Genomic DNA, 25488 nt, shown 5'->3' with positions numbered 1-25488 from the left:
ACAATTAGATTTTTTTATAGTTAGAATATATCTAAACCTCTTGATGTCTCTATATTATATAGTTTCTTCGTAAGTTTTTATTTGATGTAATTCTATGCTTCTAATCATTTTTCACATACAAAAAAGACATACATAATATGTATGCCTTTTTCTAAAATTTATTTTCTAATTTCTCTACCAGATTCAACTACATTATGTTTACTAATCAGCTTAACATTAAAGTTTGATCTATATTCAGTTTCCGCCCAGAATATATTTTCAGCCACTAAAGCCTCCGGATTTAACTCTACACCATCTAAAATTATCTCTTTAAACTTATGGTATCCAGCTCTATCGATTAAATGTCCACCATGTAAATACTCTGGTTTATAATCTAGAGCCCATGCAGAGAACTTTTGCCAGTTTCCAAAGATACCTAAAACAACTTCCTCAGTTGCAAAATTTATAAAAGTTTTACCCATTCTAGGAGTTTGTTTGCCTGATCTTCCCCCTATAACTATTCTATAAAACTTCTCTGGCTTTCTTGTCCATGCACTTGCAGGACATGCTAGCACACATTCTCCACACCCAACACAACAGCATATATCTTTATCTATTAACCCTTTGTTATTTAAGCTTAAAACCCTTGTAGCATGATGCTCACAAGCTTTAACACAAGCTCCACACCCTATACATCTTTCAGGGTGATATTCCATTCTAGCTTGACCTATAACTCCAAAATCTTGAAAATGTCCTTTAGCACAATCATTTGGACATCCTGCTACAGATACTTTTATATGATAGTGAGAAGGGAATACTAATTTTTCTATTTTATTGGCCATATCTTTTGTGTTAACATTTCCTTTTATACAATGAGTATTTCCTATACAAGCCATTACATTTCTAGCTCCTATTGTAGGATATCCATTTTCCGTAATTTCCATATCGCAGTTGCACTCATCAACTCCAACTTCTTTTAGATAGTCTTTTATAAATTCATTAACTTCATCAATATTTTTATACTTTATTCCTGGAATATTAAATGTTTGTCTCATCCCCATGTGGAATGTTCCATTTCCCCATCTTTGAGCAATCTCTTGAATATCATTTAGGTATTTAGCATTTACAGTTCCACCTGGAACACGCATTTGAAGCATAAATTCACCTGGAACTTTTGATTGACGAAAACAATTTAATCTGACTTTTTTTATATCTATATCATGATTCATAGTTAATCCCTCCTAATCTAATAATGTTTTAGCCTTTGTATAGTTAAATACCGGGCCTTCAAGACATACATAAGTTTCATTTATCCTACAATGCCCACATTTTCCTACTGCACAAGACATTTTTCTTTCAAAAGAAACCCATATTTTTTCTTCAGGAACTCCCAGTTTTAAAAACTCTAAAGCTGTAAAATGCATCATTATCGGTGGTCCAACTATTATAACCTCATAATTATCTTCGAATTTTTCTAAAGGTAATTTGTTTAGATGAGTAGTTACAAGACCTTTTTCCCATCCACACTTTGTATCATTATCTAAAGTATATATGGTATTAAACCTTTCACTCCATCTTTCTAAATCATTCTTAAAAAGTATACCTTCTGAATTTTTAAATCCAAATACAAGGTTTACACTTTTAGCAAATTCAGGTTCATTATATAATTTATTTATTAAACTTCTTACTGGTGCGACTCCTGTCCCTCCAGCTACTATAATTAAATTTTTTCCTTTAAATTGATCTACTGGCCATCCTTTACCATATGCACCTCTAAGAGCTATTTTATCTCCAGGGCTTAATTTAAATATTTCATCCGTTACTTTTCCTACTGCTCTTATCGTAAATTCTAAATATCCATTATCAAATCCACTTACTGATATAGGTGCTTCTCCAACTTTTGGAAGAGATAATTGTAAAAACTGACCATGTTCAGGAACAACATCACTTGCTATTCTAAATGTCCATTCTTTATCAGTTTCTTTAAATAGGTCTATTATTTCACATGACTTAGGTGTTAAAATATTTTCTCCCATTTACTTCTCCTCCTTTAGTTCTTTAACAGCTTTTGAAACCTTGTTTATAGTAGCTGTAATAGATATATTCTCTGGACATCGATCTGTACATCTACCACATCCTACACACATATGTTCATTTCCAAATTCAGCTTTGTAATCGTGTATTTTATGCATTACTTTATATCTCATCTTATCTCCAGCTGTTTTTCTAAATACATGACCTCCTGCCATTTCGTCAAATCCATCTACATGACAAGATGCTTGAATTCTTTTTCTTTCTCCAATGTTGCTTTCTGCATCATGAACTATATCTGTTGTTGTAAAGCATGTACATGTACTACAAGCTATGGTGCAACTTCCGCATTGAATACATCTTTTATTGTACTCTTCCCACATTTTATGAGTTTTTAATTTATTTAAAATTTCTATATTATCTATTTCTGGAATTTCTACTTTTGTTTTATTTTCTTTAATAAATTGAAGTTCAAATTCATCTTTTTTCTTGTCTTCAAAATATTTACTAAGGGAATCGTCTTTAACATTAAACAGTAGATTATCATCATTAAATCTTACTGCTAAACTATAGTCATCTACTGTATTGCTATTCATTGATACACAGAAACAAGTATCCCATCCTTCAGTACACTCCATGCATATAAACTTAACTTTATCTCTTACTCTTTTATAGAATATATCTTCAAAGTTTCCATTTTTAAGGTATATATTGTCTTGTCTTTTTTGAGCATTTATATCACAAGGTCTTGCAAAAATTAATATTTTCTTTTGACTTTTCATAGTACTTTCTCTAAATTCGTTTTCTATAAAATAATATAGAGTTTGTGATATAGGAGTAATAACTTCCTTTGCAGGATAAGTTGATTTTTCTTTAAATACAATTTCTTCAACAGAATTTATTTCATCATACTTAATTATATCTGTATCTGAGTATCTTCCTTGCTTCTCAAATCTCTTTGGAGCATAAATTATGTACTCTTTTTTTAATTCATTAAATAAATCATTAACTTCTTGTAATTTTAATTTGTAGCTCATGTTAATTTCCTCCAAGTATTAAAATAACTTATGATTGAAAGTCTCATAAATTTTTGGATACTTCTCGTCTATACTGGTAAATAGTTTTATAATTCGATTTAAAATTTTAAAAGTTCGAAAGCGCTTTCTGTTTATAAATATACTATCATCAAATTCTGCATATTAAAAATTGCAATTCTCAATACATATAATTAAATTTCTTAATAGTTAGTTAGATTTTTATCAATGTGTATTTTACGGAATAGTATTTGAATGGTTGATAATATAATTATCTAAGGGGTGGAAATATGAGTTTAAGTTTCTTAGATTTTTTAATTTATCCAATCATATATATTTTATCAATGCCAATTTTAGTTTTATTTCATGAGTTAGGTCATGCAATTTCCGCATTAATACTTACCGATGATATTGTAAGTATTTATATAGGAACAGCTAGTTTAAATAAGAAATTTAGATTTGGTAGGTTAACTATTTATTTTAATGGTTATTCATCCTTAATGGATATATCGTATGGTTGTGTAAATTGGAATCCAATGTATAATAATTTAAAATCAATTTTAATGAATTCCGCTGGACCCCTTATATCTTTATTAATTGCTTTTCGATTTTTTATAATTTTAGATAATTATCATCTATCGTACTTTCTAATGAAAATTTATAATGGAATATTTATTTTTAGTTTTAGCCAATTTTTATTTACAATTTTTCCAATTAAATACACTTACAGACCCTATGTCGGGTTTTCAAGTGATGGGTATAAAATCTTACAACATTTGAAAATACTACATTAGATCATTTAGTTTCAATTAATCTAATTGCAAAAACAGGAAAATACGATATTTTTGTCGTTAATTTTAAATTTGTGTAACATTTTGTTTCCTTTACTTGTACCTAGATTTAAAATAAAATATATAATTATATATTTTATTGAGGTGGTAAAATGAGTGCAAAACAAATAATCTTATTAGTTTTTGCTATTTTGTTAAGTGTTTATAATGTATATACTCTTTATCAAAAAGATAGATAGTATAATATATATTTGTTTAAATTCTAAATTTATAGTCTAATTATCTAAAAAAGAGTATATATATTTAAATTAGTTTATGAATTTAAATATATATACTCTTTTTTAAATCTAGCTTTATCATAGTGTAAAACTAGATTTAGATCCTTTAAAAAACTTATTTATCAGTATTGTCTCCATTACCCCATAAATACAATTGAATTTAGGAATCAATAACAGTGAAAATGAATAGATTAATATGTATAACTAAGGTTTATTTATATGTGACTTAGTTATACATTATATTTAATCCAGTACTTTTACTCTCATTTGTGCTGGATTATTTTTTATGTTATTTATACCTCTCCATAATCTATATACTCTTGACTACATACATACTTAAGCATACAAACTCTTTCTAGGTTTCTATTTGCACACTCTAGTGTTTGATTTAAGCATATAGATGCCCTATAATGTTTTCTAGCTAATCCCAAGTTACCTTGTAATTCATAATAAATTCCAAATAAATTATGTGGTTCAGCAGCATTAAAATTTTCCATAATAGCAGAAAGTATATATTCTTTTGCTTTGTTAAAATCATTATTTTGCAGACTATTTATCGCATTTAGTATATTTAATTTAAATGAGTCTAGCCTAGTTTCTTTGGATAACATATTGATATCCCCCCTTTGTGTTTTATTTAATAATATTTTATTAAAATCCATATAAATTTGTTGTTAAGATATCCACATTTGTATAAAAACAATATTAAGATTTCTTAATATATTTCTTATTTAAAATTGCTATAATCATTGTATATACTATTTTAAAAGGGTAATTAAATATTGAAATTTTCTAATGTAAAAGTGGGGGGAGGAGTTAGGGTGTTTTACAGTTCTTTATCTATGTCAGGAATATTTTTCATAATATCATTTATATTTTTTGTATTTAAAGATAAAGCGTGTATTTTAATTAGTGGATATAATTTAATTTCTAAATATAAAAGAAAAAATTATGATGAGGTAAAGTTAAGTAAAGATTTTAGAAATGCATTTTTTAAATATGGTCTAGTATTTTTTATAGGAGGAATTGGCTGTTTATTTATATCTAATTGGTGTTTTTGGATAGCTTTTTTAGTTTGGTTAATTTACTTTTCTAAGAATGTGAGTTTTAGTAATAAGATATTTGATAAATATAAAATTTAAATGTTAAAGGGGTCAAAATTGGATAGTATTTTTAATTTAATAAATAAAAGCTTTAAACGTAGAAAAGATTTTGGTAAAGAAGTCCGCAGTGCAATAAAATTTCTTATAAATTGTATTCTTTTATTACCTATAGAAGTTATAGATTGCTTTAAATCTAAAAATCAATAATATTTTTTAATTATATAACATCATTCATACTAATAAATATTAATATGAATGATGTTATATACACTATTTTATTATATATACCTTAAAGTATCTTATCTTAATTTCATCGAATAAATAACTCTAACTTTGTTTTTGTCCTTATTCTCACTTGATAGTTCTTTAAATTTAAATCCTAATTTTTCTGCTAGTTTTATAGATGCTGTATTTTGAGGATATATGTGGGCTTCGATTGTTTGAACTGGTGTACTTTCATTTACATGGTTAATTAATAATGGAGCGGCTTCACTCATGATTCCTTTATTCCAGTAAGCTTTTTTTAACATATATCCAATTTGGACTTTATTTTCATTTTCATCAAAATGGTGTAGAGCGAGATCTCCTAAATATTCATTAGTACTTTTTTCAATTACTCCCCATCTTATAAACCACTTTTTTTCAAATCCCTTATCTATAACATCAATAAGCTTTATAATATCTTCTATATAGCTTATTTTTTGACCTGAGTTAAACTTCATAACATCCTCATCTGAGTACATTTCCAAAATATCTCTTGAATCTGAATATGTTATCTTTCTCAAAAGGTACTTATCAGACTCTATTTCTTTAAATTCATTAAACAAACTATACATATACCCTCACCCCAACCTTTTTTAATTTTAACAGAATGCTTTAATACCCACTATTTCTATAAATAATTAAAAATTCTACTCATACTATTTAATTTCTATTTAGCTTAATCTATAACTTCGCTATTTTACTCCTATATTCATTTATTTCAATCCAATTTCATTATTTAAAATGTATTAATGGTTTAAAATAAGCTTATCACTACGTATTTATAAGGGGGACTTTTTATGAAGGATTCTGGTTATATAGGTCTAATAACCTTCAATTTAACATTCTTTACTACACATATTTTTTGTAAATTAACTGGCTTTAATTATAATATTTTTGATGGTATAAATATAAATTTATTATTCGATTTATTACTATGGGCTTTTTCATATTTTTCAATATACTTAATTGTAAAAAAGCTTTTCAATAAAAAATACAAAAACTCTTAGAGTATATAATACATGTATAAAAAATGGTCTTAAAATTAATTTAACTTTGAATTTTAAGATCATTTTTTTATATAAATATTTTTATTATATGTAACTCTGTTATCAAAAACTGCAACAAAACACAAATCTGTAGATAATTAAACTTTTTGATAGTATATTTAAATCAAGAAAGGAGTTAACAATGAAAATTAATATTTTGATAGATAAGATTTTAGGCAGAGATGAAGTAGAAATTAAAGTTTGTCCTGAAAATGTAAACCTCGGACATGATTTAGAAAACTATATAAGACAAATTTCAAAAATAACAGTTATAAATACTAAAAATGATAGCAATATCAAAGTAAATTTAAATGATATATTAAAATTCCAATCAGAAGGCAATATGTGTTGTGTAGAAATGAAATCTAAAGAACTTTATTTGATAAATAAACGTCTAAAAGAAATAGAATATCTAAATTATAAAAGTTTTGTAAAAATCAACAATCAAACAATTATTAATCTAAATGAAGTTAAAGAGTTTTCGTCTGCCCCAAATGCAAGATTGGAAGTAATCCTTAGTGATGGCTCATTTCATTTTGTAAATAGACATTATGTAAAAATAATAAAGGAGAGACTATTATGATTAAACAGTTTAAATCATCTTTTTTTCAAATATTTTCATTAACATTTATATGGGTTCTATTATTAGTTTCTATATTTTTAGGAGATGTATCATTATCCGTTAAACATACTTGGAACTTAGTTTATATAGGTGCTATTTCTGCAATTATATTTGGAGTAATGTATCCTGCTTTATGGAATTTCTCATCTCTTAAAGCTATTAATAAAATAGCTATATCATCTGTTATAAATACATTTGGAGGAATTATAGCTGTCTGGCTATTTTCACCAGATATGTTTATCTTTATAAAACCATGGATATTAGCTGTGTTTATACTTACAGTAATAGGTCATGTTATCTGTTTTTATTTTTACTCAAAGTGGGATAACAATAAAACCTCTGAGGAACTAAATAGTTTATTAAAAAAATAATTAAACTCTAACTTTTAGTAAGTAGTTCAATACGGCTTTAAATATATTAAGTTCAAAGTTATGATTAATTTTGTTTTAATTATAGCTACAATTGTAATTATAAACATTGGGATGGTTATACTAATTGGTTATCTTAACAAGAAAACTGAAAAAAAAGAGTTTTAGAAAGTAATGAATCTAGTAAAAAAAGGGGAGTTATACTATGAACGAGTTGATTTTACATGTTCCATCATTTGAAGAACTTAAGTACAGACAGCTAATTTTATCTCAGGAAGATACTATGTCTTACAATAAAGGTTATAACCTTGAAATTGAAAACTATAATAACGAAACAGGTTGCATTGATTTTTCTAGAAAATATTGGAACGAATGGTATTCTAAATGGGTGTCTAAAAGAGTAGATAGATACTATGCATATATCGTAAATATTAAAACTGGTGAGTTTGTAGGTGATGTATGCTTTTACTATGATGCACAAAATGATTTGCACCGTATAGGTATAGTTATCGAAAACAAGCATAGATCCAACGGCTATTGTTCAAAAGGGTTATTAAAACTTGCAGAAACAGCATTCAATGACTTTAATGTAAAAGTTTTAAGAAATGTAATTCCTTTAGATAGAAAAAGTGCTATAAATGGACATAAAAGTGCTGGTTTTAAAGAAATTAGTATTGATGATAATTTAATTACGCTAGATTTAGTAAAATCAGAGCATTTATCTAAGTAATGTATAATAAAAAATTTTATTTGAATAATGCAGAATAAAAATAGCTAAGGTGTATTTAGTTACAAATACACCTTAACTATTTTTTAATATTTATATAATTTTTTAAAATTTAATGAGGTTACAATATAGAACAAAATTTTAAGGTTTATCTATAGTATTCTTTATATTCTTAAATTTATGTATGAATAAGTTTTAATTTTGAGGTAAATATACTTTTAGATATATAAAAAGCAACACCTATCTTATATAGTAATAAGATAGGTGCTACTTTTTTATAAATAATTAGAATTAGTTTTTATATAACTCTCTTTGCCCATAAATAAGCACCGTTCCAATAACTAGTATTTATGTTGCTCTTTTTTACAACATCTCCTGGTTTAGGTGCATGTATCATTTCTCCATTACCAACATATACTCCAACATGGCTCACTCCGCCGCTTCCATCGGTACTTGAGAATATTAAATCTCCTGGCTGTAAATCAGATTTACTTACAGTAGTTCCAAAGTTAGATTGTTGACTAGATGTTCTCGGTAAATTAATACTTCCAGCATTTTTAAATATATAAGTCATAAGACCTGAGCAGTCAAATGAATTAGGCCCTTCAGCGCCCCATACATAAGGTTTCCCTAACTGAGCATAGGCTAAGTTAACTATTGCTGATTGCTTACTAGAGTTGCTTACTGGAGGATTTTGTGATTCTTCAGGCTTACTATTTTCTTCTCCAGGATTTATATTTTGTTCAGGCTTATTACTATCTACTGATGGATTTTGAATTACATCAGTTTCATTATTTTCATTGTTTTGTTCAATATTGCCATTCTCTTGTGGTTTACTAATTTGTTGAGTAGTGTTTCCATTTACACTTGAGCTTGTAATTTCTTTTACTACTTCATCTTTTATTTTTATAACTGGCTTTTCATCTGTTATGTACTTATTGTATATATAACCTTCTTTACCATCGTATTTAACCTTTATCCATTGTCCATTATCTTCTAAAAATTCTACCTTTGTGTTCTCATCTAACACTTTATATACTTTAGAATCTAAATTTTTATCTTCTCTAAAATTTACATTATCAGCACTTATATATAATGATTTATTGTTCACATCTACGTAATTTGAATTTATCCATCCTGATTTTTCATTCTTAAGTTCAACTTTATACCAATCATTTTCTTTCCCTAATATTTCAAATTCAGTACCTTTTGGAACTGCATATAATTTATTTGCGTCTTTTACTTTAGGGGTATTTCTTATATTAAGCCCTCTTTTAGCATTAACTTTAGCAGTTTTATATATTATCTTTTTATACTCATCTTCACTCTTTGTACTTTCTTTATCATCATTTGCAAAAGCGCTCATACTTGATGATACTATCATAATAGCAGTCATAGGTATTAAAAATTTTCTCTTTAACATAATTACTCTTCCTCCATTTGTTTGTAACTTTTTTGTAACTTGTTAAAGAATACTACATAATTATGAATAAATTATGAATACATTTGCAAAAGTTTTTATAAATCATAGTATATTTTTTTAGTAAAAAAATAGGTAAATTCTTTATAAAGAATTTACCTATTTCAAAAAATTAAATCTATTATTAAAGAGGAGAATCTCTAATGTGTTTATAATAATTTAAAAGTATGAACAAATTATGAATTTAGTGTTAAATATATTTTAAATATCGTGATTATTTAACATTGGTAGCGTAATTATAAATTCACTACCTTTATTCTTCTTACTTTTAACCTCAATTTTCCCTTTGTGTAAATAAACTATTGATTTAACAATAGTAAGTCCAACTCCAATGCCTCCGGTATCTTTACTTCTAGATTCATCAACCCTGTAAAATCTTTCAAATATATAATTTAAACTTTCTTTTGGAATACCTACTCCCTCATCTTTAAAATGTATTTTAATGCTTTCTTTTTCTTTATATGCATTTATATATATATTTCCACCATTATTTGTATATCTTATTGCATTTGAAAGTAAATTTACTATAACCTGAGATATTTTGTCTTTATCCAAATATGCATTTATATCCTCTAAGTTAAATACTATATTTATATTTTTTTCTAATGCACAGCCTTGATTGTTGTAAACTATATTTTTTATAAGTTTCTCTATATTAATTTCAGTTAAATTAAGCTTGCTTTTTTCACTATCAAACTTTGCTAAGTTTTTTAATTGATTAACCAAGTTCGTAAGCCTTATTACCTCTTCATTTACACTATTTAACCTCTCTGTATTTGGTTCCCATATTCCGTCTATCATCGCTTCCAAGTGAGTTTGTACATTTGTCAGTGGAGTTCTAAGCTCATGAGATATATCTGTGGTTAGTCTTTTCCTTAGATTTTCTTGCTCTTCTAATTTTGATGCTAAATTATTTATAGATATTATAAGCTTATCAATTTCATATATATTACTTTGATAGTCAATCTTATTATAATAACCCCCATCTCCCATTAAGTTTGTCATATTTGACACAACCTCTATTGGCTTAGATATATTATTAGCAATTAGTATTGCTATACATATTGTTATCAATATCATTAAAATACCTATAAAAGTAATTACTTGGTTTATTTCTTTTAAAAAATCAACATCATTATCCATATAATAAAGCGATCCATACGTTCCAATTTTTATAGATCCAATAACTTCATCATTTGAATTTTTTAAACTCAATACTTGCTCTGTATACTTTCCATGCCAATTAGCCATTGTATGACTCATGTTATTTTCTATACTTCCCATAATTTTGTTGCATCTATCTTGACTATATGTTGTAGCTCCCCAAATTAGATTTCCACCCGTATCATATAGGTCTACAAATATTCCTTTGTTTATAGCATTTTCTCCTATTTTTTCTATACTATATAAGTTCCATCTACCATCCATATATTCTGCTTCTATTGAATTTATTAAGTTAGAAATCTCATTTTCATTATTTTTAATTATATATTCTTCAAATTTTTTCTCAAAAACACTATTTATAGATACTGCTATAACTATTACGACTACAATTATTAACGATACTAAAGATAGAATTAGTTTTCTATTAAGTTTTAGCTTTTTAAATTTATAATCCAAATTTATAACCCACTCCATATACAGTTTGAATAATTTTAGCCTTCTTTGTGTCTAATTCTATTTTTTGTCTAAGATTTTTTATATGAGCATCTATAATTCTATCAACTTTTTCATAGTGTTCATCTATCGCTAATTCTAGTAATTGTTCTCTACTAAATATCCTATTTGGATTTTTAGCAAATAGTAAAAGTATCTTATATTCAGTATTAGTTAATACAACTTTTTCACCTCTTACTCTAACATCATGAGATGATATATTTATTTCAAGCTCATCCGAGAATTTTAGTACATCCTTCTTTTCTATATCTAGTTTTCTAAAAACTGCTTTTACCCTTAAAACTAACTCTTTAACATTAAATGGCTTACATACGTAATCATCGCATCCTGTATTAAACCCTTCTATACGGTCTTCATCTTCCGTTTTTGCAGTTAGCATTATTATATGAACCATAGAGGTTTCTCTTATTTTTTTACAAATACTCTCTCCGTTTATATCTGGCAACATTCTATCTAAAATTATTAAATCAAAGTTGTTGTTAGTTAAATATTTAAGAGCTTGTTCTCCATTATTTGCTACTATGCAATTGTAGCCCTCTTTATCTAAATACGCTTTAATAACTTGTGTTATCTTCTTTTCATCATCTACTATCAATATATTAAACATTTGTAAGTCTCCCTTTTCTATCTTGCTATATAAATTAATTACAATATACCATAAAAATATTAAATTTATGGTATATTGTAATTAATCTTGCTGTTATATATTTTATATTTATCATCTACTCCTGATTATCTCAAATATTCGTATTTTAAAAATTTGTACAGATAAAAAGCTAATCTCTATTTCAAAATTAGCTTTTTCCCACAAATTAATTTATATTTACATTTTCATAGTACCCATATTGACAACAATTTCTATAGTTAGAGTTTGAATTTCTATATTGACTATCATCTAATTTTTCAAATTGGTTTGTTTCTTGATTTAATACTTTAAACTGTGGATCTACTTGAGTCCAAGTACTTTGATCTGTATTTGTTACTACTTAGTTTGCAGTATTATTAAATGCTTGGCTAGCAATCCCTTTTTCATTTGCAAATGCTGTTGCTCTAATTGTCCCTGCACCTATTACCAATCTTAACTCTAATTCTCCTATTAATGATTTTTTCTTATAAACACGTCCTTTTCTTATTATTTTCATCTTAATCATAATCAAAAAATATGAATAAATTATGAATAATAATAAGATAAAAAAATTTATAATTTCAGCTATATATCAAATTTTTTTGATTTATTCATTGTCATATCAAATTTTATTGATATAATGTAAGTATAAGGGATGTTAAATATCTCTTAAAACTTAAAATTTGATAGAGGTGAGAAAGTTGTTTGATTGGATTAATACCCAGGTTTTAAAGATGGAGTGGTTATCTAACTTAATTACTTCATTTGTTGAAAAAGTATTAGGATTAGATGTAAATACTCGAATTGGAGGAAGTGTTCAATTTTTCTTATATGATACTGTAAAAATATTCATACTGTTATCAGTATTGATATTTTTAATATCATATATACAAAGTTATTTTCCACCAGAAAGAACAAAAAAGATATTATCAAGATTTAAAGGACTTATAGGAAATATAATAGGAGCTTTATTAGGTACAATAACTCCATTCTGTTCATGTTCTAGTATTCCTATATTTATAGGATTTACTAGTGCAGGGTTGCCATTAGGAATTACTTTTTCTTTCTTAATTTCATCACCATTAGTTGATATAGGTTCATTACTTATACTTATGTCTTTCTTTGGAAGTAAAATAGCTATAGCTTATGTTGTTATAGGTCTAATACTTGCAATAGGTGGAGGAACCATTATAAACAGCATGAAACTAGAAGGCGAAATACAGTCATATGTAAAAGAAATGCCTAATGTAGATGGAGAAATAGAAACTCTTACAAGAGAGCAAAGAGTTAGTTATGCTACCGAAGAGGTAAAAAATATTATTAAGAAAGTTTGGATATATATATTAGTTGGAGTAGGGATAGGGGCAGCTATTCATAACTGGATACCTCAAAGTGTTATAGAGGCAATATTAGGAAGTGATAATCCATTTGCTCCAATACTTGCGACAGCAGTTGGAATACCAATGTATGCAGATATATTTGGAACTATTCCAATAGCAGAAGCACTATTTTTAAAAGGGGTTCCTATAGGAACAATATTAGCATTTATGATGAGTGTAACAGCTCTATCTTTACCATCAATAATAATGCTATCTAGAGTTGTAAAACCTAAACTTCTAGCTATATTTGTAACAATAGTATCTATAGGTATAGTTATTATAGGATATGGATTTAACTATTTTTCGTATATATTTGTATAAATTTAATTTAAATATTGGAGGTAGTATATTATGGACATTAAAATATTAGGATCAGGATGTTCAAGTTGTAATGATTTATTAAAAAGAACTGAAAAAGCAGTTGAAGAATTAGGACTTGAAGCAAGTTTTGAAAAAGTAACTGATATTGTTCAAATAATGTCTTTTGGAGTTATGAAAACTCCTGCACTAGTTGTTAATGGGAAAGTTAAGACCAGTGGAAGAGTTCCATCAGTTGAAGATATAAAAGATTTACTAAAATAAATAATATAAACAAAAAGTGTATAAAAATTTATACACTTTTTATTTTTCAAGATAAATATTATCAAAATTAAAATCAAAAAAATTTGATTTTATAGTTTACAAATTATTTTTTTTAGCATATCATATGATTATAAGTGAATATGTTAATGTGAAAAGGAGTTATTATGGAACTTATACAAATGTTAAAAGCTTTAAGCGATGAAACTAGATTAAGAATACTTAACATTTTAAGAGATGGACCTTTATGTGTTTGTGAAATAGAAGCAATACTTGAAATATCACAGTCTAATGCATCTAGACACTTAAGTAAACTTACTAATGCTAATTTAGTTACTTATTATAAAGAAGCAAAGTTTATTTACTATAAATTAGATAGTGAAACTTTAAATCAATATAATTTTATTCAAAATATTTTAGACAATGAATTAGATAAAGATAAAAAGCTAAAATATGATTATGAAATTTTAAAAGCATATAAAAAAGCTAATTTAAATTGTGATACTGTTTCACAGGTTAAAAATGTAATCTCAGAGATAACTAAGTAGATCAAATTCAGGAGGTAATGTACATGAAGATAGCAGTAATATCAGATATACATAGCAACATATATGCACTAGATGCAGTTTTAGCTGACATTGAAACTAAAGATGTAGATATGACAGTATGCACAGGTGATTTAGTAGGTTATGGAACAAGACCAAATGAAGTTATTAAAACTTTAAAGAAAAATATGATACTTACTATAATGGGAAATTATGATGATGCTATAGGAAACTTAAAAATAGTTTGTGGATGTGATTACCCAGATCCTAAAGATGCTGAAAAAGCAGGTCTTTCAATGCATTTTACAGGTCAAACTACAACCAATAAAAACAAAGAGTATCTAAGAAATTTGCCAAAAGAATTGATTTTTACGTTTGATAATAAAACTATAAGATTTGTTCATGGAAGTACAAGACTTATAAATGAATATTTAAAGGAAAACTCAAAAGAAGCAAATGAGGTTATGAGTGAGTTGGTGGAAAATATATTAGTTTGTGGTCACACTCATATTCCATATGCCAAGTATTATGGAGAAAAGCTACTTATTAATGCTGGAAGTGTTGGTAAGCCTAAAACAGGTAATCCTAATGCAAACTATGTAATTATAGATATAAAAAATGAAGATGAAATAAGTAAAACTCCATCAAGTGTTGAAGTTGAAATCATAGAAGTTAAGTATGATTTTGAAAAAATGGCAAATGAAATAGAAGAAAATGAAATACTTCCAAATGACTTTGCAAGACTTATAAGAAAAGGGGTTTCAAAATAAAAATATAGGAGAGAAAATAATGAGTAATAAAAAAGAACAAAGCGGTGGACTTGGCGTATTTGAAAAATACCTAACAGTTTGGGTAGGACTTTGTATAGTAGTTGGAGTTTTAATAGGCGTTTATTTACCTCAAATACCTCAAACTTTAGATAAGTTTACTTACGCTCAAGTTTCTATACCAGTAGCTATACTTATATGGTTAATGATTTACCCAATGATGCTTAAAATAGATTTTACATCTATAAAAAATGCTGCAAAACAAAAGAAAGGCTTAGTTGTTACTTGTGGAACAAACTGGTTAATAAAACCATTTACAATGTATGCGATATCATATTTCTTCTTAGTTATAGTATTTAAGAACTTTATACCAGCTGATTTAGCAAAAGAATATTTAGCAGGAGCAGTCTTACTTGGAGCAGCACCATGTACAGCTATGGTATTTGTTTGGAGTCACTTAACAGATGGAGATCCAGCATATACACTAGTTCAAGTTGCAGTAAATGACCTTATATTACTAATAGGTTTTGCACCAATTGTAGCTTTATTATTAGGGGTAACTAATGTAGTTGTTCCAATGGATACTCTGTTATTATCAGTTGTATTATTTGTTATAATTCCATTTGTTGCAGGCTACTTATCAAGAACTATGATAATAAAAAACAAAGGATTGGATTATTTTGAAAATGAGTTTCTACCTAAATTTAATGGGATAACTGTAGTTGGATTATTACTAACATTAATAATATTATTTGCTTTCCAAGGACAAAAGATTATAGATAACCCAACACACATACTATTAATTGCAATACCACTTACAATACAAACATTCTTTATATTCTTCCTAGCATATTTTTGGTGTAAAGCTTGGAAGTTACCTCATAATGTAGCCGCTCCAGCAGGTATGATAGGTGCTAGTAACTTCTTTGAACTTGCAGTAGCAGTTGCAATAGCTTTATTTGGACTTAACTCAGGAGCAGCGCTTGCTACAGTTGTTGGCGTACTTGTTGAAGTTCCAGTTATGCTTGCACTTGTTGGTATCGCAAATAAAACTAGTCATTGGTTTAATAACTAACAAAATTTATAAAAAGGTGGTGCTTATATAATGAAAGATATTACTAACGGAGATATAAAAAATATAGTTAGAGATAGCTATTCAAAAATTGTAACAAATGAATCTAATCTAAGTTGTTGTGGGAAAGATATATCTAAAAGTATAGGTTATTCTAACGAAGATATGAATATAGTTCCAAAGGATTCTAACTTAGGTTTAGGATGTGGAAATCCTCACTTAATTGCAGATATACAAGAAGGCGAAACTGTACTTGACTTAGGTAGTGGAGCTGGATTCGATTGTTTCTTAGCATCTAAAAAGGTTGGAGATAAAGGACTAGTTATAGGAGTAGATATGACTCCAGAAATGTTAAGTCAAGCAAGAAACAATTCATTAAGTAACAATTATAAAAATATAGACTTTAGACTAGGTGAAATTGAAAACCTACCTGTAGCAAATGACTTAGTTGATGTTATAATATCAAACTGTGTTATAAATCTATCTCCTAATAAGCAAAGAGTCTATGATGAGGCTTATCGTGTTCTAAAAATGGGAGGTAGGCTATCTATATCAGATATAGTTCTTATGAAGGATTTAACTCAAGAAATGAAACAAGATGAAAAGCTATATTGTGGCTGAGTCACAGGAGCCTCTTCAGTTGAAGAGTTAGAAGTTTACTTAGAAAATTCAGGATTTAAAAATATAAAAATAGATGTCAAACCTGTTTCTAAAGAGTATGAAGAGAAGTGGGGTCATAACTTAAACGTAGGTGAATATATTATGTCTGCCTCAGTTACAGCTATTAAATAGAAACAATCACTAAAAAAGTATATCCTTTGGGATATACTTTTTTATTTATATGTTAATAGTCTAATTCAACTCTAAGACTAATTCATTGTCAGTATAAAATTTGCATTTTGAATTTAAGCATTCTTTATTTAAACTATTGAAATTGCACTTTAAATCTAAAGTTTTATCTAAATCTACTTTTAAATGTTCTTTAGTAAAATCTATGGCTGTTTCTATAGCTGTAAAAGAATCTCTTTTACAACATCTTGGGCCTCCATACTTACTTATATTTTCAAGTGCCTTTGATGTCATTAAATTACAAAGTCCCCATTCCTCTTTATTCATAGGTCCTGACTCTTGTATTAAACTAGTATAAATTCCACAACCTACTCCAGCTCCACATGCTCCGTAAAATCCACAGAATCCCCCTAATACATTCTTAGCTCTTTTTTGACACTCATTTAATAAACTTTCTAACTTTGCTTTTTCATTAGTTTTGTTTGAAAATGCAGTGCTTAATACTGCTGGAACTAAATAATGATGCTCTGGGCCATGCATCTTAATTGCCGGATGCTTCATTAAATCTACTGCCATTTCTAATGGATTTATACTATCACTATTTAAACAGTAGTTAGTTATAGCCGTAAGTGCATCACTACTATGACATTCATCACATACATAGTGTCCATTTTTACATACTATAGCTGATTCGTAAGTTTTTTTACAGAAATAACATACTCTTTCCTTACTCTCATTTTCATAAAGTACTTCTTCATTACAAATTAAACAATTAAACTTATTCATTTTTTATTCACCCCTTAATGTATGAAACTATATCCTTGTATTCCCAATTATAATTATACATTTTAGAAATTTATAGTAATAGTACTTTTTAGAAAAAAATTTATTAGAAATATTTTTAATATAACGTTTTTCTAAATAATGAAAATAAAAATATTTTTAATAAAATTTAATTTGTAAATTTTATATATAAATATTTTAAGTAATAAAGACTTTAAATTTGAACATATTGCTAGTAAATAGTGATTATAAGTTTATTGTTTGAACTGAAATTAATTAATAAATTTAAATAATAATAATAGAACTGTTAATTTAGAAATGTATGAAGATATTATATATGAATTCTCAAATCCTATGTTATATGTTAATTTCAATGCTCAATATCTAAATGATACTATTGAAAAGATTAATTTATATATATTTTTCTATTATCAGAGTTATCTTTTTTTCAAAATAACAGATTAATTTATATGCGATAAATAAAACTCCAACTAAGAAAAATGTATTTAATGTTTTTAAAATTAATTCATTTGTAAAATTAATCATTAAGTTCACCACCTAATAGATTACATAGTATATAATCTAATTTTTTTTATAAAAAAAAGACACTTTTTTGTGTCTTTTTAATTAACATGAATATATATATTATAATATAGTTATGTTTTCTGCTTGAAGACCTCTAGCACCTTTAACTATATTAAAGCTTACTTTTTGACCTTCTTCTAATGATTTAAACCCATCAGTTTGTATAGCTGAGAAATGAGCGAATACGTCTTCTCCTCCATCTACTGTTATGAAACCAAATCCTTTTTCATTGTTAAACCATTTTACTATTCCATTTTCCATTAAAATGTACTCCTATTAACCATATCAAGACCTAATCTTGATTTACTTTTGTATCTCTACAAATATTATTATAACACATATAATTAATAATAGATAGTCTTTTCTGTTAATTATAATTAAGTTAATTTATTATTAACTCTGTTTTATAGTAAAATGCTCTAATTCTTCAACAGCAATTGGTTTAGAATAGAAAAATCCTTGTATATATATTTTTTCATAATCTATGTTCTTTATGATCTCTAACTGCTCATCATTTTCTACACCTTCACATACAATTGATTTTTCTGAAACTTTACATATTTCACTTACAAACTCAATGATTTTTCTTTTTAACAAAGTAGTTTTTATATCACTAATAAAATATCTATCTAACTTTATTATATTAGCATCTATTTGACTTAATAAATCTAAGTTAGAATATTCTATCCCAAAATCATCAATAGCTATGGTAAATCCGTGTTTTTTCAATATTAATATGGATTCTTGTATTTTAGATAAATCACTAGACTTAAATTTCTCCACAATTTCTAAACATATTAAATCCTTAATAAAATTAGGACTTTTACTAATTTCTATAAGTTTTTCCATAAATTTTTTATCTTCAATCTCTATACACGATATATTAACTGAAATATAAAATTTACTATTTTTGCAAAACTCATATGTTTTAATCTTATTATAATCTTCTATAACTTTTTTTATTATCCATATAGATATATCAAATACCATGTTGCTTTTTTCTATATCTGGTAAAAAATGATTAGGTGTTAAAATACCTTCTTCACTTTTCATTCTTAAAAGAGACTCTAATCCTACAATGGTATTTGTTTTAGGATTTATTATTGGCTGATAATACATTAAATACTTATCATTTTTTAAGTTTTCATTGATTTCTTTTCTCTTACGTATTATTCTTGTTTTCCTAAAGATAATATAATATATAAATAATGATATGAGTAAAATTAATACTAAAATGATCTTATTTTTTAAAACATTTTTTGAAAAGTACTCATTATAATACTTATTATAAATTAAAATTCCATATTTACTTTCTGATAAAACTTTATCAATTTGATTTATAAGCGCTTCATTACCTTTAGATCCAGCTATATATACTGGTTCACAAGAAAACTCTAAAATTCTATTAAATTTCTGATTTTCTAAATCCCTATTTATAGGTGCTACTATAAAATCTACTTTAGATTCCTTTAAATCAGCTTGTGCTTCTTCGTATGAATTTTCATTTATAACTTCCGGTTGTATATTCTTTTTTCTTAACATATTTGAAACATATCTATTGTTTTGCTCATTTTTTATATATCCAAATTTTGCTCCATTGAGTTCTTCTAAATCATCATACTGATTATTTTTACCGCAATATATAGCATAGTTTTCATCTGCTATGTAATGATCTGTAAATACATAGTCATTTTCTCTATCAGGAGTTTTACTTAAGCCAAACAATAAATCAATTTTACCATTTTTTAAGTAAGCTAAACCTTCTTGTGTTTCACAATTCACATATGTATATTTATATCCTAATTTGCTAGAAATAAATTTTAATAAATCATTATAATAGCCATTAGGCTTTGATCCTTTATCAAAACAATAATAAGAACCATAGTCATAAAGACCTACCTTCACCTCTTTTGTATTTTTATCCCCATTAATATTTATATTAGAGACCAAAAAAAAGAAAACACTAATTACAACTGTAATTTGGATTATATAAATTAAATATTTTTTTAATTTTTTCATATGTAATTCCCCTTAATATATAACAATTTAGTTATTATATAATTTTTGTTGAGTTTAATAAAGTACCTAAGTTTATAGTATTACTATAACCCATGTGTACACCTTACTCTTATACTTTATACCATTTTTATATACTACTTACACTTTAAACAAATTTAAATTATAATTAAAATACTATAAATGTTTTAGGAGGAATCATAAGTGAATCTTGATTGTCTTACAAAAGAACGTAATATCGGATCTGACGAAATTTTAAAATTATTAAAAGATAAAAATGTCATATTTTTTATTGAACAATGGGATACACAGTGGGTATCAAAAAGTGAAGCCTTTGATTTTTGGAAAAATGAAGTTGAAATGAGAGTTGTTCCATTAGAAATTGAATGTATTTATTTAGAAGACTATCCAGGTGAATATTGTTATGTTCCAATAAAATATAAAAATAATAAAGATGAAAATGACTTAACTTGCTATATTAAACTTGATATGTACCATTAGGTTTGTTTTACAAAGATATTGGACTTTAAATCTAAATTACTAGATTTTAAGGTCTTTTTTGCTATCTGTTATAATTTAATTATTGTAAATTTAAAAAGCGTTGAAAATTAGCCATGTAAAATAATTTTGACATTGTAAAATGTACTATGTAAAGGTATTTTGATAGACGAATTTGCTTAAATATGACAAGATTTTGATAGAGGTAGAAGTATTATGGAAATTGGAAACAAATTAATACAGTAAATAAATATTTAACTCCATATTTAAATTAATACATTTGATTCAAATGATTAATGATTCTATAATATAATTTGTTAAATTATATTATAGAATCATTAACTTTAACTTCGTCATAAATTTAAAAAAACTCATTTTTTATCTAAATTTACTAGCTGAGATTAAAAGGAACATAGGTCTCTTAAGCTCATTGATTAAATAAGGCTTTTCATCAACCATATCATTTAAAGCTAATAACTCCGAAATTTCATTTATAATAAATCCACTTTTTATAAGTGTATTTAAATAAGTTTCTACTGTCCTATGATATTTGATAACATCTTCACCTAAGAAATTCGTATGTCTAATACTTTCATGTAAATAGTTATCAATTGGCCAATGGCTTATTTCATTATCATCAGTGTACTCAAAGTCTTGTTTCTCATTACTTGTAAATATAGGATGTTCTACTGAAAATATAAAATCTCCGTTTTTTTCCAAAACATCATAAACCTTCTTACATATACTATCAAAGTCCTTTACATAATGAAGTGCCAATGAACTAATTACCAAATCAAATGATTTATCTTTAATATCTAAATCTTCCATAGCAATGCATTTATATTCAATATTGTTTTGATGCCCAGTTTTTTTAGCTCTATTTATCATATTTTCTGAAATATCAATACCTAATACATACTTTGCTCCATTTTCACTTGCATATCTACAATGCCAACCAAATCCACAGCCAATATCAAGAACATTTTTATCATTTAATTTTGGTAACATTTCTTTTAGTATTGGCCATTCACCTGCAGACTTTAATCCCTCTTTAGACCTTGGCATTTCACTGTATTTATTAAAAAAGTTTAAATCATCATATTTATTTTCTTTCACAAAATCACCCCTTTAAGTTTCTTATTTTTTATCTAATAATAAAAGCTTATCATATTTGTTATAATCCTAGGATTTCAAAAACAGTTCTTAATTGTTTTTGATTAATTAAAAATAGAGCACTTAAACCTAAGTGCTCCAATTTTAATAATTATAGTCCTTAATTATTCGTCTTATACTACTTTCTGATAGGAAATATACCTTAGCAAGTTCCTTAATAGAACATCCTTCGTTATACTTTGTAGCTATTTCTAAATTTCTATTTCTTAGATCTAATTTAGTTCCACTTAACTCTCCCCAAGATTTTTTATTCTTAGATTTTCTTGGTATATATAAATACTCTCCATCTACATATTTTTGAACTAACTCCAATATATCTTCTGGAAGTACATTTTGTGCTTTCTTATATTTCATAATCTATGCTCCTATTTACTCTACTTAGGGCAAATGAGCAAAGACTGCACACAGTTTTATATATTTAGTAATGCCCCTAACAATTCGTGTATGAATTACAGTCTTTGCTCGGAGCTTGATGCGGAAACTCGTACTAATACATATTTCATAACTTAACACATCCTTAATTTTTTATATTTATTATAATACAAATTTATTATTAGGTGTGTTAAGAGTATAAAAAATTAAATAGTTAATATTTTGCCTATATACTACCCTTTTTATATAATTCCGAATATATATTAATAATACTTCAATAATATATTCTATAAATTACTATTGACTTTCTTTGTTTGTTAGACTATCATTTTTATAAATTATTTTTTAGGAGGATTATTATGAATACACTTATTAGATTAAATTTAATACATCACCATTTCTAGAGACTTGGTCTGTTTAAGCAGATACAAGTCTGTTCGCGTAGGCTTGTATCTCTAGGAATAATAAATTAAGTGTATTTGTAATTTATTAAGCCATGTGGGATATATGCCTACATGGCTTTTTTTAATATTAAAAATAATTTATTTAAATAGGAGCGATATTATATGAAAAACAACTATATAAAACCAAGTATTTTACCAGGATTCATGGAGTTACTACCTAATGATCAATCAATTTTTAACGATATAGTAAACAAAATAACAAATATATATGAAAATAACGGATGCTTAGCAATTGATACACCTATAATAGAAAAATCTAGTGTATTACTTGCTAAAAGTGGTGGCGAAACAGAAAAACAAGTTTATAGATTTGAAAAAGGAAAAAATGATTTATCTTTAAGATTTGATTTAACTGTACCTTTTGCAAGATATGTAGCACAACACTATAATGACCTAGTATTTCCTTTTAAAAAATATCAGCTAGGTAAAGTCTATAGAGGTGAAAGAAATCAAAGAGGTAGATATAGAGAATTTTACCAGTTAGATGTAGATGTCATTGGAAAAGATAAACTAAGTGTCTACAATGATGCATGGGTAATTAGTTTAGCATCTAAAGCATTTAAGTCTATTGGTTTAAATGATTATAGATTTAAAATTAGTAATAGAAAAATATTAAAAGGAGTATTAGCTCAGTTGCAAATAGAGGATGTTCAAGAGGTTATAACATTAATAGATAAATACGATAAGATAGGTAAAGATAATTTTAATGATAGTTTAAGTGACATTGTTGGAGATGAAAAAAGTAGTTACTTAACTAACTTACTAAACTTTAAAGAATCAAATGAAATGCTATTAGATAAGTTGACGAATTTAAACATTCAAAATGAATTTTTCTCTGAAGGATTAGATGAATTAAAAAAAGTTGTATCTACATTAAAAATTTTAGGTGTAAAAGATAATGAATTTGAAGTTGATTTAAAGATAATCAGAGGATTGGATTATTACACAGGAAGTGTGTTTGAAACTTTCCTTATAGGTAATGAACAGTTTGGATCTATTTGCTCTGGTGGTAGATATGATAATTTAGCCGAGAATTACACAAATAATATATTACCTGGAGTTGGGATATCTATTGGATTAACAAGATTATTCTTTGTTTTAAAAGAAATTGGATTCATAGATAGATATAATATAAAATCTAATTCTGATTATTTAATAATACCAATAGGTGATACACTTGAATATAGCGGAAAAGTTATGTCAGACTTAAATGAAAAAGGATACAACGTAAGTATTTATTTTGAAGACGATAGTTTAAAGAAAAAATTAAGTTACGCAAATAAATTAAATATAGATAATGTAATATTTATTGGAGAAAGTGAAGTTGTTAATAATGAAATAAAAATAAAAAATATGATATCTGGAGAAGAAAAAATTATAAACTATAAAGATCTTTAAATCCTGATTATCTATTTTAAAAATTAAGTTTAAAAGATGTTGAATTGTGATATAATATAAATATAAAAAAGGAATTGAAGTCTATTCGCATTAGAGTGATATTCCAAATTAATTTATTTGAAATGCTTGAATTTGATTTTTATATCAAGTTCTATACCACTCTTAGTTGGGCGACTAGAGTGGTTTTTTAATTTGTCATATATGTAATTAGTCAAAAGACCAATACATACAGTGCTTATAGCACTAACAATTATCTTTAGTTCCATACTTCTCACCTCCTTCCTTTTAGAAGTAGGCTAGAAAGTTTAATGGAACACCACTCTATAGATTTCAATTCCTGATTTTTATTATACCATAAAATGCTAAAGTATTTTTTCTATAATTTTCTTATTTTTATATAATATATAACAATTGGAATAAATATTAAAATCAAACAAGCTGGCAAAAACCAAGCTCCTAAAGATTTGTTATTTGCAGACATAAAAGTTATATATAAAAATAAAATGCTAATTGATGTCCTAGTAAAATTCATTAAATCTCTTGTTAGATCATAAGCCTTAACGTAATTTTCCTCAGTTAGCTTTACTGGAATGTTTAATGCTTGAGGGCAAAGTAATACACCACTCATAGATATATTTACTATAATTGTAACTATAGGTAATATTATTAAACTGCTTTTACTTCCTAATGAGTCACTTTGACCTTCTGAATTATAGTGAATCGGTACATTTCCTCCTATATTATTCCAGTTAATGATTAGATACGCTATCATAAAAATTAATAATGATAAGTTTATAATTTCGATTATTTTTTGCTTAGTATCAAATGTAAATTTATAGTTATTTATAAGTATCCCCCCTTAAGATTCTCCTAAACTACTTCAAAAAACATTTAGTTTATATTTTAAATTATAAATCTCACTCCAGAATAAATCCATATTAATCCAATTTTAATTTATTTATCTACTGCTCTTGTATAATTGTTCTTAAGCTGATTAACAATATTATTTTAATTTACGTAAGCAGTTAATTTATTATTAATTC

At 26.2% G+C, this 25488-nt stretch carries 31 protein-coding genes; 14 read left to right on the top strand and 17 right to left on the bottom strand.

Features of this window, described 5'->3' with window-relative positions:
• Nucleotides 1-158 precede the first annotated feature (158 nt).
• The 3 genes from asrC to asrA are packed head-to-tail and all read right to left on the bottom strand — an operon-like array spanning nucleotide 159 to nucleotide 3047.
• On the bottom strand, nucleotides 159-1208 hold the full coding sequence (gene asrC, locus ACN6I1_RS16425; RefSeq protein ID WP_419743522.1) for a sulfite reductase subunit C: 1050 nt from the start codon (nucleotides 1206-1208) through the stop codon (nucleotides 159-161).
• A 12-nt stretch (nucleotides 1209-1220) separates the two neighbouring features.
• Nucleotides 1221-2015 (bottom strand): anaerobic sulfite reductase subunit AsrB, encoded by a 795-nt coding sequence (gene asrB / locus ACN6I1_RS16420; protein WP_419743521.1) that lies wholly within the window; start codon nucleotides 2013-2015, stop codon nucleotides 1221-1223.
• A complete protein-coding gene (gene asrA, locus ACN6I1_RS16415) occupies nucleotides 2016-3047 on the bottom strand; it encodes an anaerobic sulfite reductase subunit AsrA (RefSeq protein WP_419743520.1) in 1032 nt (343 codons plus the stop codon). It lies immediately after the preceding gene.
• A gap of 287 nt (nucleotides 3048-3334) precedes the next feature.
• Between asrA and ACN6I1_RS16410 the strand changes: the two genes are divergently transcribed.
• Nucleotides 3335-3838, top strand: coding sequence for a site-2 protease family protein (locus ACN6I1_RS16410; protein ID WP_419743519.1), 504 nt, complete (start codon nucleotides 3335-3337; stop codon nucleotides 3836-3838).
• Between the two features lie 568 nt (nucleotides 3839-4406).
• On the opposite strand, the gene ACN6I1_RS16405 is transcribed toward ACN6I1_RS16410, so the two are convergent.
• On the bottom strand, nucleotides 4407-4724 hold the full coding sequence (locus tag ACN6I1_RS16405; RefSeq protein ID WP_419743518.1) for a hypothetical protein: 318 nt from the start codon (nucleotides 4722-4724) through the stop codon (nucleotides 4407-4409).
• A 210-nt stretch (nucleotides 4725-4934) separates the two neighbouring features.
• Between ACN6I1_RS16405 and ACN6I1_RS16400 the strand changes: the two genes are divergently transcribed.
• Both ACN6I1_RS16400 and ACN6I1_RS16395 read left to right on the top strand, forming a co-directional pair.
• Nucleotides 4935-5255 carry a DUF3784 domain-containing protein gene (locus ACN6I1_RS16400; protein ID WP_419743517.1) on the top strand — a complete coding sequence of 107 codons (321 nt, stop codon included), beginning with the start codon at nucleotides 4935-4937 and terminating at the stop codon, nucleotides 5253-5255.
• 18 nt (nucleotides 5256-5273) lie between these two features.
• The gene (locus tag ACN6I1_RS16395) at nucleotides 5274-5423 is read left to right on the top strand and encodes a hypothetical protein (RefSeq protein ID WP_419743516.1); all 150 of its coding nucleotides are present in this window, start codon (nucleotides 5274-5276) and stop codon (nucleotides 5421-5423) included.
• Nucleotides 5424-5515: 92 nt separating this feature from the next.
• Here the strand turns inward: ACN6I1_RS16395 and ACN6I1_RS16390 are convergent, their stop codons facing one another.
• Nucleotides 5516-6052 (bottom strand): GNAT family N-acetyltransferase, encoded by a 537-nt coding sequence (locus tag ACN6I1_RS16390; protein ID WP_419743515.1) that lies wholly within the window; start codon nucleotides 6050-6052, stop codon nucleotides 5516-5518.
• Between the two features lie 616 nt (nucleotides 6053-6668).
• On the opposite strand from ACN6I1_RS16390, the gene ACN6I1_RS16385 reads away from it, so the two are divergent.
• The 3 genes from ACN6I1_RS16385 to ACN6I1_RS16375 all read left to right on the top strand — a co-directional run bounded on the left by ACN6I1_RS16385 (nucleotide 6669) and on the right by ACN6I1_RS16375 (nucleotide 8246).
• The gene (locus tag ACN6I1_RS16385; RefSeq protein WP_419743514.1) at nucleotides 6669-7109 is read left to right on the top strand and encodes a LytTR family DNA-binding domain-containing protein; all 441 of its coding nucleotides are present in this window, start codon (nucleotides 6669-6671) and stop codon (nucleotides 7107-7109) included.
• Entirely contained in the window at nucleotides 7106-7519 is a 414-nt protein-coding gene (locus ACN6I1_RS16380) for a hypothetical protein (protein ID WP_419743513.1), read from the top strand. Before ACN6I1_RS16385 ends, ACN6I1_RS16380 begins: the two co-directional genes overlap by 4 nt.
• A gap of 202 nt (nucleotides 7520-7721) precedes the next feature.
• Nucleotides 7722-8246: a GNAT family N-acetyltransferase gene (locus ACN6I1_RS16375; RefSeq protein WP_419743512.1), complete on the top strand. Its 525-nt coding sequence runs from the start codon at nucleotides 7722-7724 to the stop codon at nucleotides 8244-8246.
• A gap of 295 nt (nucleotides 8247-8541) precedes the next feature.
• Here the strand turns inward: ACN6I1_RS16375 and ACN6I1_RS16370 are convergent, their stop codons facing one another.
• The 4 genes from ACN6I1_RS16370 to ACN6I1_RS16355 form a co-directional block, all read right to left on the bottom strand.
• Nucleotides 8542-9666 (bottom strand): NlpC/P60 family protein, encoded by a 1125-nt coding sequence (locus ACN6I1_RS16370; RefSeq protein WP_419743511.1) that lies wholly within the window; start codon nucleotides 9664-9666, stop codon nucleotides 8542-8544.
• A gap of 258 nt (nucleotides 9667-9924) precedes the next feature.
• Nucleotides 9925-11343: a sensor histidine kinase gene (locus ACN6I1_RS16365; protein ID WP_419743510.1), complete on the bottom strand. Its 1419-nt coding sequence runs from the start codon at nucleotides 11341-11343 to the stop codon at nucleotides 9925-9927.
• The gene (locus ACN6I1_RS16360; RefSeq protein WP_419743509.1) at nucleotides 11333-12007 is read right to left on the bottom strand and encodes a response regulator transcription factor; all 675 of its coding nucleotides are present in this window, start codon (nucleotides 12005-12007) and stop codon (nucleotides 11333-11335) included. Before ACN6I1_RS16360 ends, ACN6I1_RS16365 begins: the two co-directional genes overlap by 11 nt.
• Before the next feature lie 379 nt (nucleotides 12008-12386).
• Nucleotides 12387-12542 carry a hypothetical protein gene (locus ACN6I1_RS16355; RefSeq protein WP_419743508.1) on the bottom strand — a complete coding sequence of 52 codons (156 nt, stop codon included), beginning with the start codon at nucleotides 12540-12542 and terminating at the stop codon, nucleotides 12387-12389.
• Between the two features lie 217 nt (nucleotides 12543-12759).
• Here ACN6I1_RS16355 and ACN6I1_RS16350 point away from each other — a divergent pair, with 217 nt between their 5' ends.
• The 6 genes from ACN6I1_RS16350 to arsM all read left to right on the top strand — a co-directional run bounded on the left by ACN6I1_RS16350 (nucleotide 12760) and on the right by arsM (nucleotide 17159).
• Nucleotides 12760-13725 carry a permease gene (locus ACN6I1_RS16350; RefSeq protein ID WP_419743526.1) on the top strand — a complete coding sequence of 322 codons (966 nt, stop codon included), beginning with the start codon at nucleotides 12760-12762 and terminating at the stop codon, nucleotides 13723-13725.
• A 30-nt stretch (nucleotides 13726-13755) separates the two neighbouring features.
• Nucleotides 13756-13986 carry a thioredoxin family protein gene (locus ACN6I1_RS16345; protein ID WP_419743507.1) on the top strand — a complete coding sequence of 77 codons (231 nt, stop codon included), beginning with the start codon at nucleotides 13756-13758 and terminating at the stop codon, nucleotides 13984-13986.
• 164 nt (nucleotides 13987-14150) lie between these two features.
• Nucleotides 14151-14531 carry an ArsR/SmtB family transcription factor gene (locus tag ACN6I1_RS16340; RefSeq protein WP_419743506.1) on the top strand — a complete coding sequence of 127 codons (381 nt, stop codon included), beginning with the start codon at nucleotides 14151-14153 and terminating at the stop codon, nucleotides 14529-14531.
• Nucleotides 14532-14554: 23 nt separating this feature from the next.
• Nucleotides 14555-15298: a metallophosphoesterase family protein gene (locus ACN6I1_RS16335; RefSeq protein WP_220797510.1), complete on the top strand. Its 744-nt coding sequence runs from the start codon at nucleotides 14555-14557 to the stop codon at nucleotides 15296-15298.
• Between the two features lie 19 nt (nucleotides 15299-15317).
• Nucleotides 15318-16370: an ACR3 family arsenite efflux transporter gene (gene arsB, locus ACN6I1_RS16330; protein WP_419743505.1), complete on the top strand. Its 1053-nt coding sequence runs from the start codon at nucleotides 15318-15320 to the stop codon at nucleotides 16368-16370.
• A gap of 30 nt (nucleotides 16371-16400) precedes the next feature.
• Nucleotides 16401-17159, top strand: coding sequence for an arsenite methyltransferase (gene arsM / locus ACN6I1_RS16325; RefSeq protein ID WP_419743504.1), 759 nt, complete (start codon nucleotides 16401-16403; stop codon nucleotides 17157-17159).
• 60 nt (nucleotides 17160-17219) lie between these two features.
• Here the strand turns inward: arsM and ACN6I1_RS16320 are convergent, their stop codons facing one another.
• The 4 genes from ACN6I1_RS16320 to ACN6I1_RS16305 form a co-directional block, all read right to left on the bottom strand.
• A complete protein-coding gene (locus ACN6I1_RS16320; RefSeq protein ID WP_419743503.1) occupies nucleotides 17220-17942 on the bottom strand; it encodes a DUF5714 domain-containing protein in 723 nt (240 codons plus the stop codon).
• A 408-nt stretch (nucleotides 17943-18350) separates the two neighbouring features.
• Nucleotides 18351-18485, bottom strand: coding sequence for a hypothetical protein (locus ACN6I1_RS16315; RefSeq protein ID WP_419743502.1), 135 nt, complete (start codon nucleotides 18483-18485; stop codon nucleotides 18351-18353).
• 99 nt (nucleotides 18486-18584) lie between these two features.
• The gene (locus ACN6I1_RS16310; protein WP_021428710.1) at nucleotides 18585-18785 is read right to left on the bottom strand and encodes a cold-shock protein; all 201 of its coding nucleotides are present in this window, start codon (nucleotides 18783-18785) and stop codon (nucleotides 18585-18587) included.
• Nucleotides 18786-18917: 132 nt separating this feature from the next.
• Complete coding sequence (locus ACN6I1_RS16305) at nucleotides 18918-20543, bottom strand: EAL domain-containing protein (protein WP_419743501.1); 1626 nt, start codon at nucleotides 20541-20543, stop codon at nucleotides 18918-18920.
• 201 nt (nucleotides 20544-20744) lie between these two features.
• Here ACN6I1_RS16305 and ACN6I1_RS16300 point away from each other — a divergent pair, with 201 nt between their 5' ends.
• Nucleotides 20745-21041 carry a hypothetical protein gene (locus ACN6I1_RS16300; protein ID WP_419743500.1) on the top strand — a complete coding sequence of 99 codons (297 nt, stop codon included), beginning with the start codon at nucleotides 20745-20747 and terminating at the stop codon, nucleotides 21039-21041.
• Between the two features lie 375 nt (nucleotides 21042-21416).
• Here the strand turns inward: ACN6I1_RS16300 and ACN6I1_RS16295 are convergent, their stop codons facing one another.
• Together ACN6I1_RS16295 and ACN6I1_RS16290 are read right to left on the bottom strand one after the other, a co-directional pair.
• Complete coding sequence (locus tag ACN6I1_RS16295; RefSeq protein ID WP_419743499.1) at nucleotides 21417-22154, bottom strand: class I SAM-dependent methyltransferase; 738 nt, start codon at nucleotides 22152-22154, stop codon at nucleotides 21417-21419.
• 141 nt (nucleotides 22155-22295) lie between these two features.
• Nucleotides 22296-22565, bottom strand: a complete 270-nt coding sequence (locus ACN6I1_RS16290) for a CD3324 family protein (RefSeq protein WP_419743498.1) — start codon at nucleotides 22563-22565, stop codon at nucleotides 22296-22298.
• Between the two features lie 584 nt (nucleotides 22566-23149).
• Between ACN6I1_RS16290 and hisS the strand changes: the two genes are divergently transcribed.
• The gene (gene hisS / locus ACN6I1_RS16285; protein WP_419743497.1) at nucleotides 23150-24445 is read left to right on the top strand and encodes a histidine--tRNA ligase; all 1296 of its coding nucleotides are present in this window, start codon (nucleotides 23150-23152) and stop codon (nucleotides 24443-24445) included.
• Nucleotides 24446-24558: 113 nt separating this feature from the next.
• Here hisS and ACN6I1_RS16280 read toward each other — a convergent pair whose 3' ends face one another.
• Together ACN6I1_RS16280 and ACN6I1_RS16275 are read right to left on the bottom strand one after the other, a co-directional pair.
• Nucleotides 24559-24711 carry a hypothetical protein gene (locus tag ACN6I1_RS16280; protein WP_156344284.1) on the bottom strand — a complete coding sequence of 51 codons (153 nt, stop codon included), beginning with the start codon at nucleotides 24709-24711 and terminating at the stop codon, nucleotides 24559-24561.
• A gap of 110 nt (nucleotides 24712-24821) precedes the next feature.
• Nucleotides 24822-25217 carry a DUF1648 domain-containing protein gene (locus ACN6I1_RS16275; RefSeq protein WP_419743496.1) on the bottom strand — a complete coding sequence of 132 codons (396 nt, stop codon included), beginning with the start codon at nucleotides 25215-25217 and terminating at the stop codon, nucleotides 24822-24824.
• Nucleotides 25218-25488 lie beyond the last annotated feature (271 nt).

It is taken from the genome of Paraclostridium dentum, from assembly GCF_048568265.1.
In the GTDB taxonomy this organism is placed as follows: Bacteria; Bacillota; Clostridia; order Peptostreptococcales; family Peptostreptococcaceae; genus Paraclostridium; species Paraclostridium dentum.
Note: the sequence above shows the minus strand (reverse complement) of the source record. Positions and strands in the feature narration are given on the sequence as shown.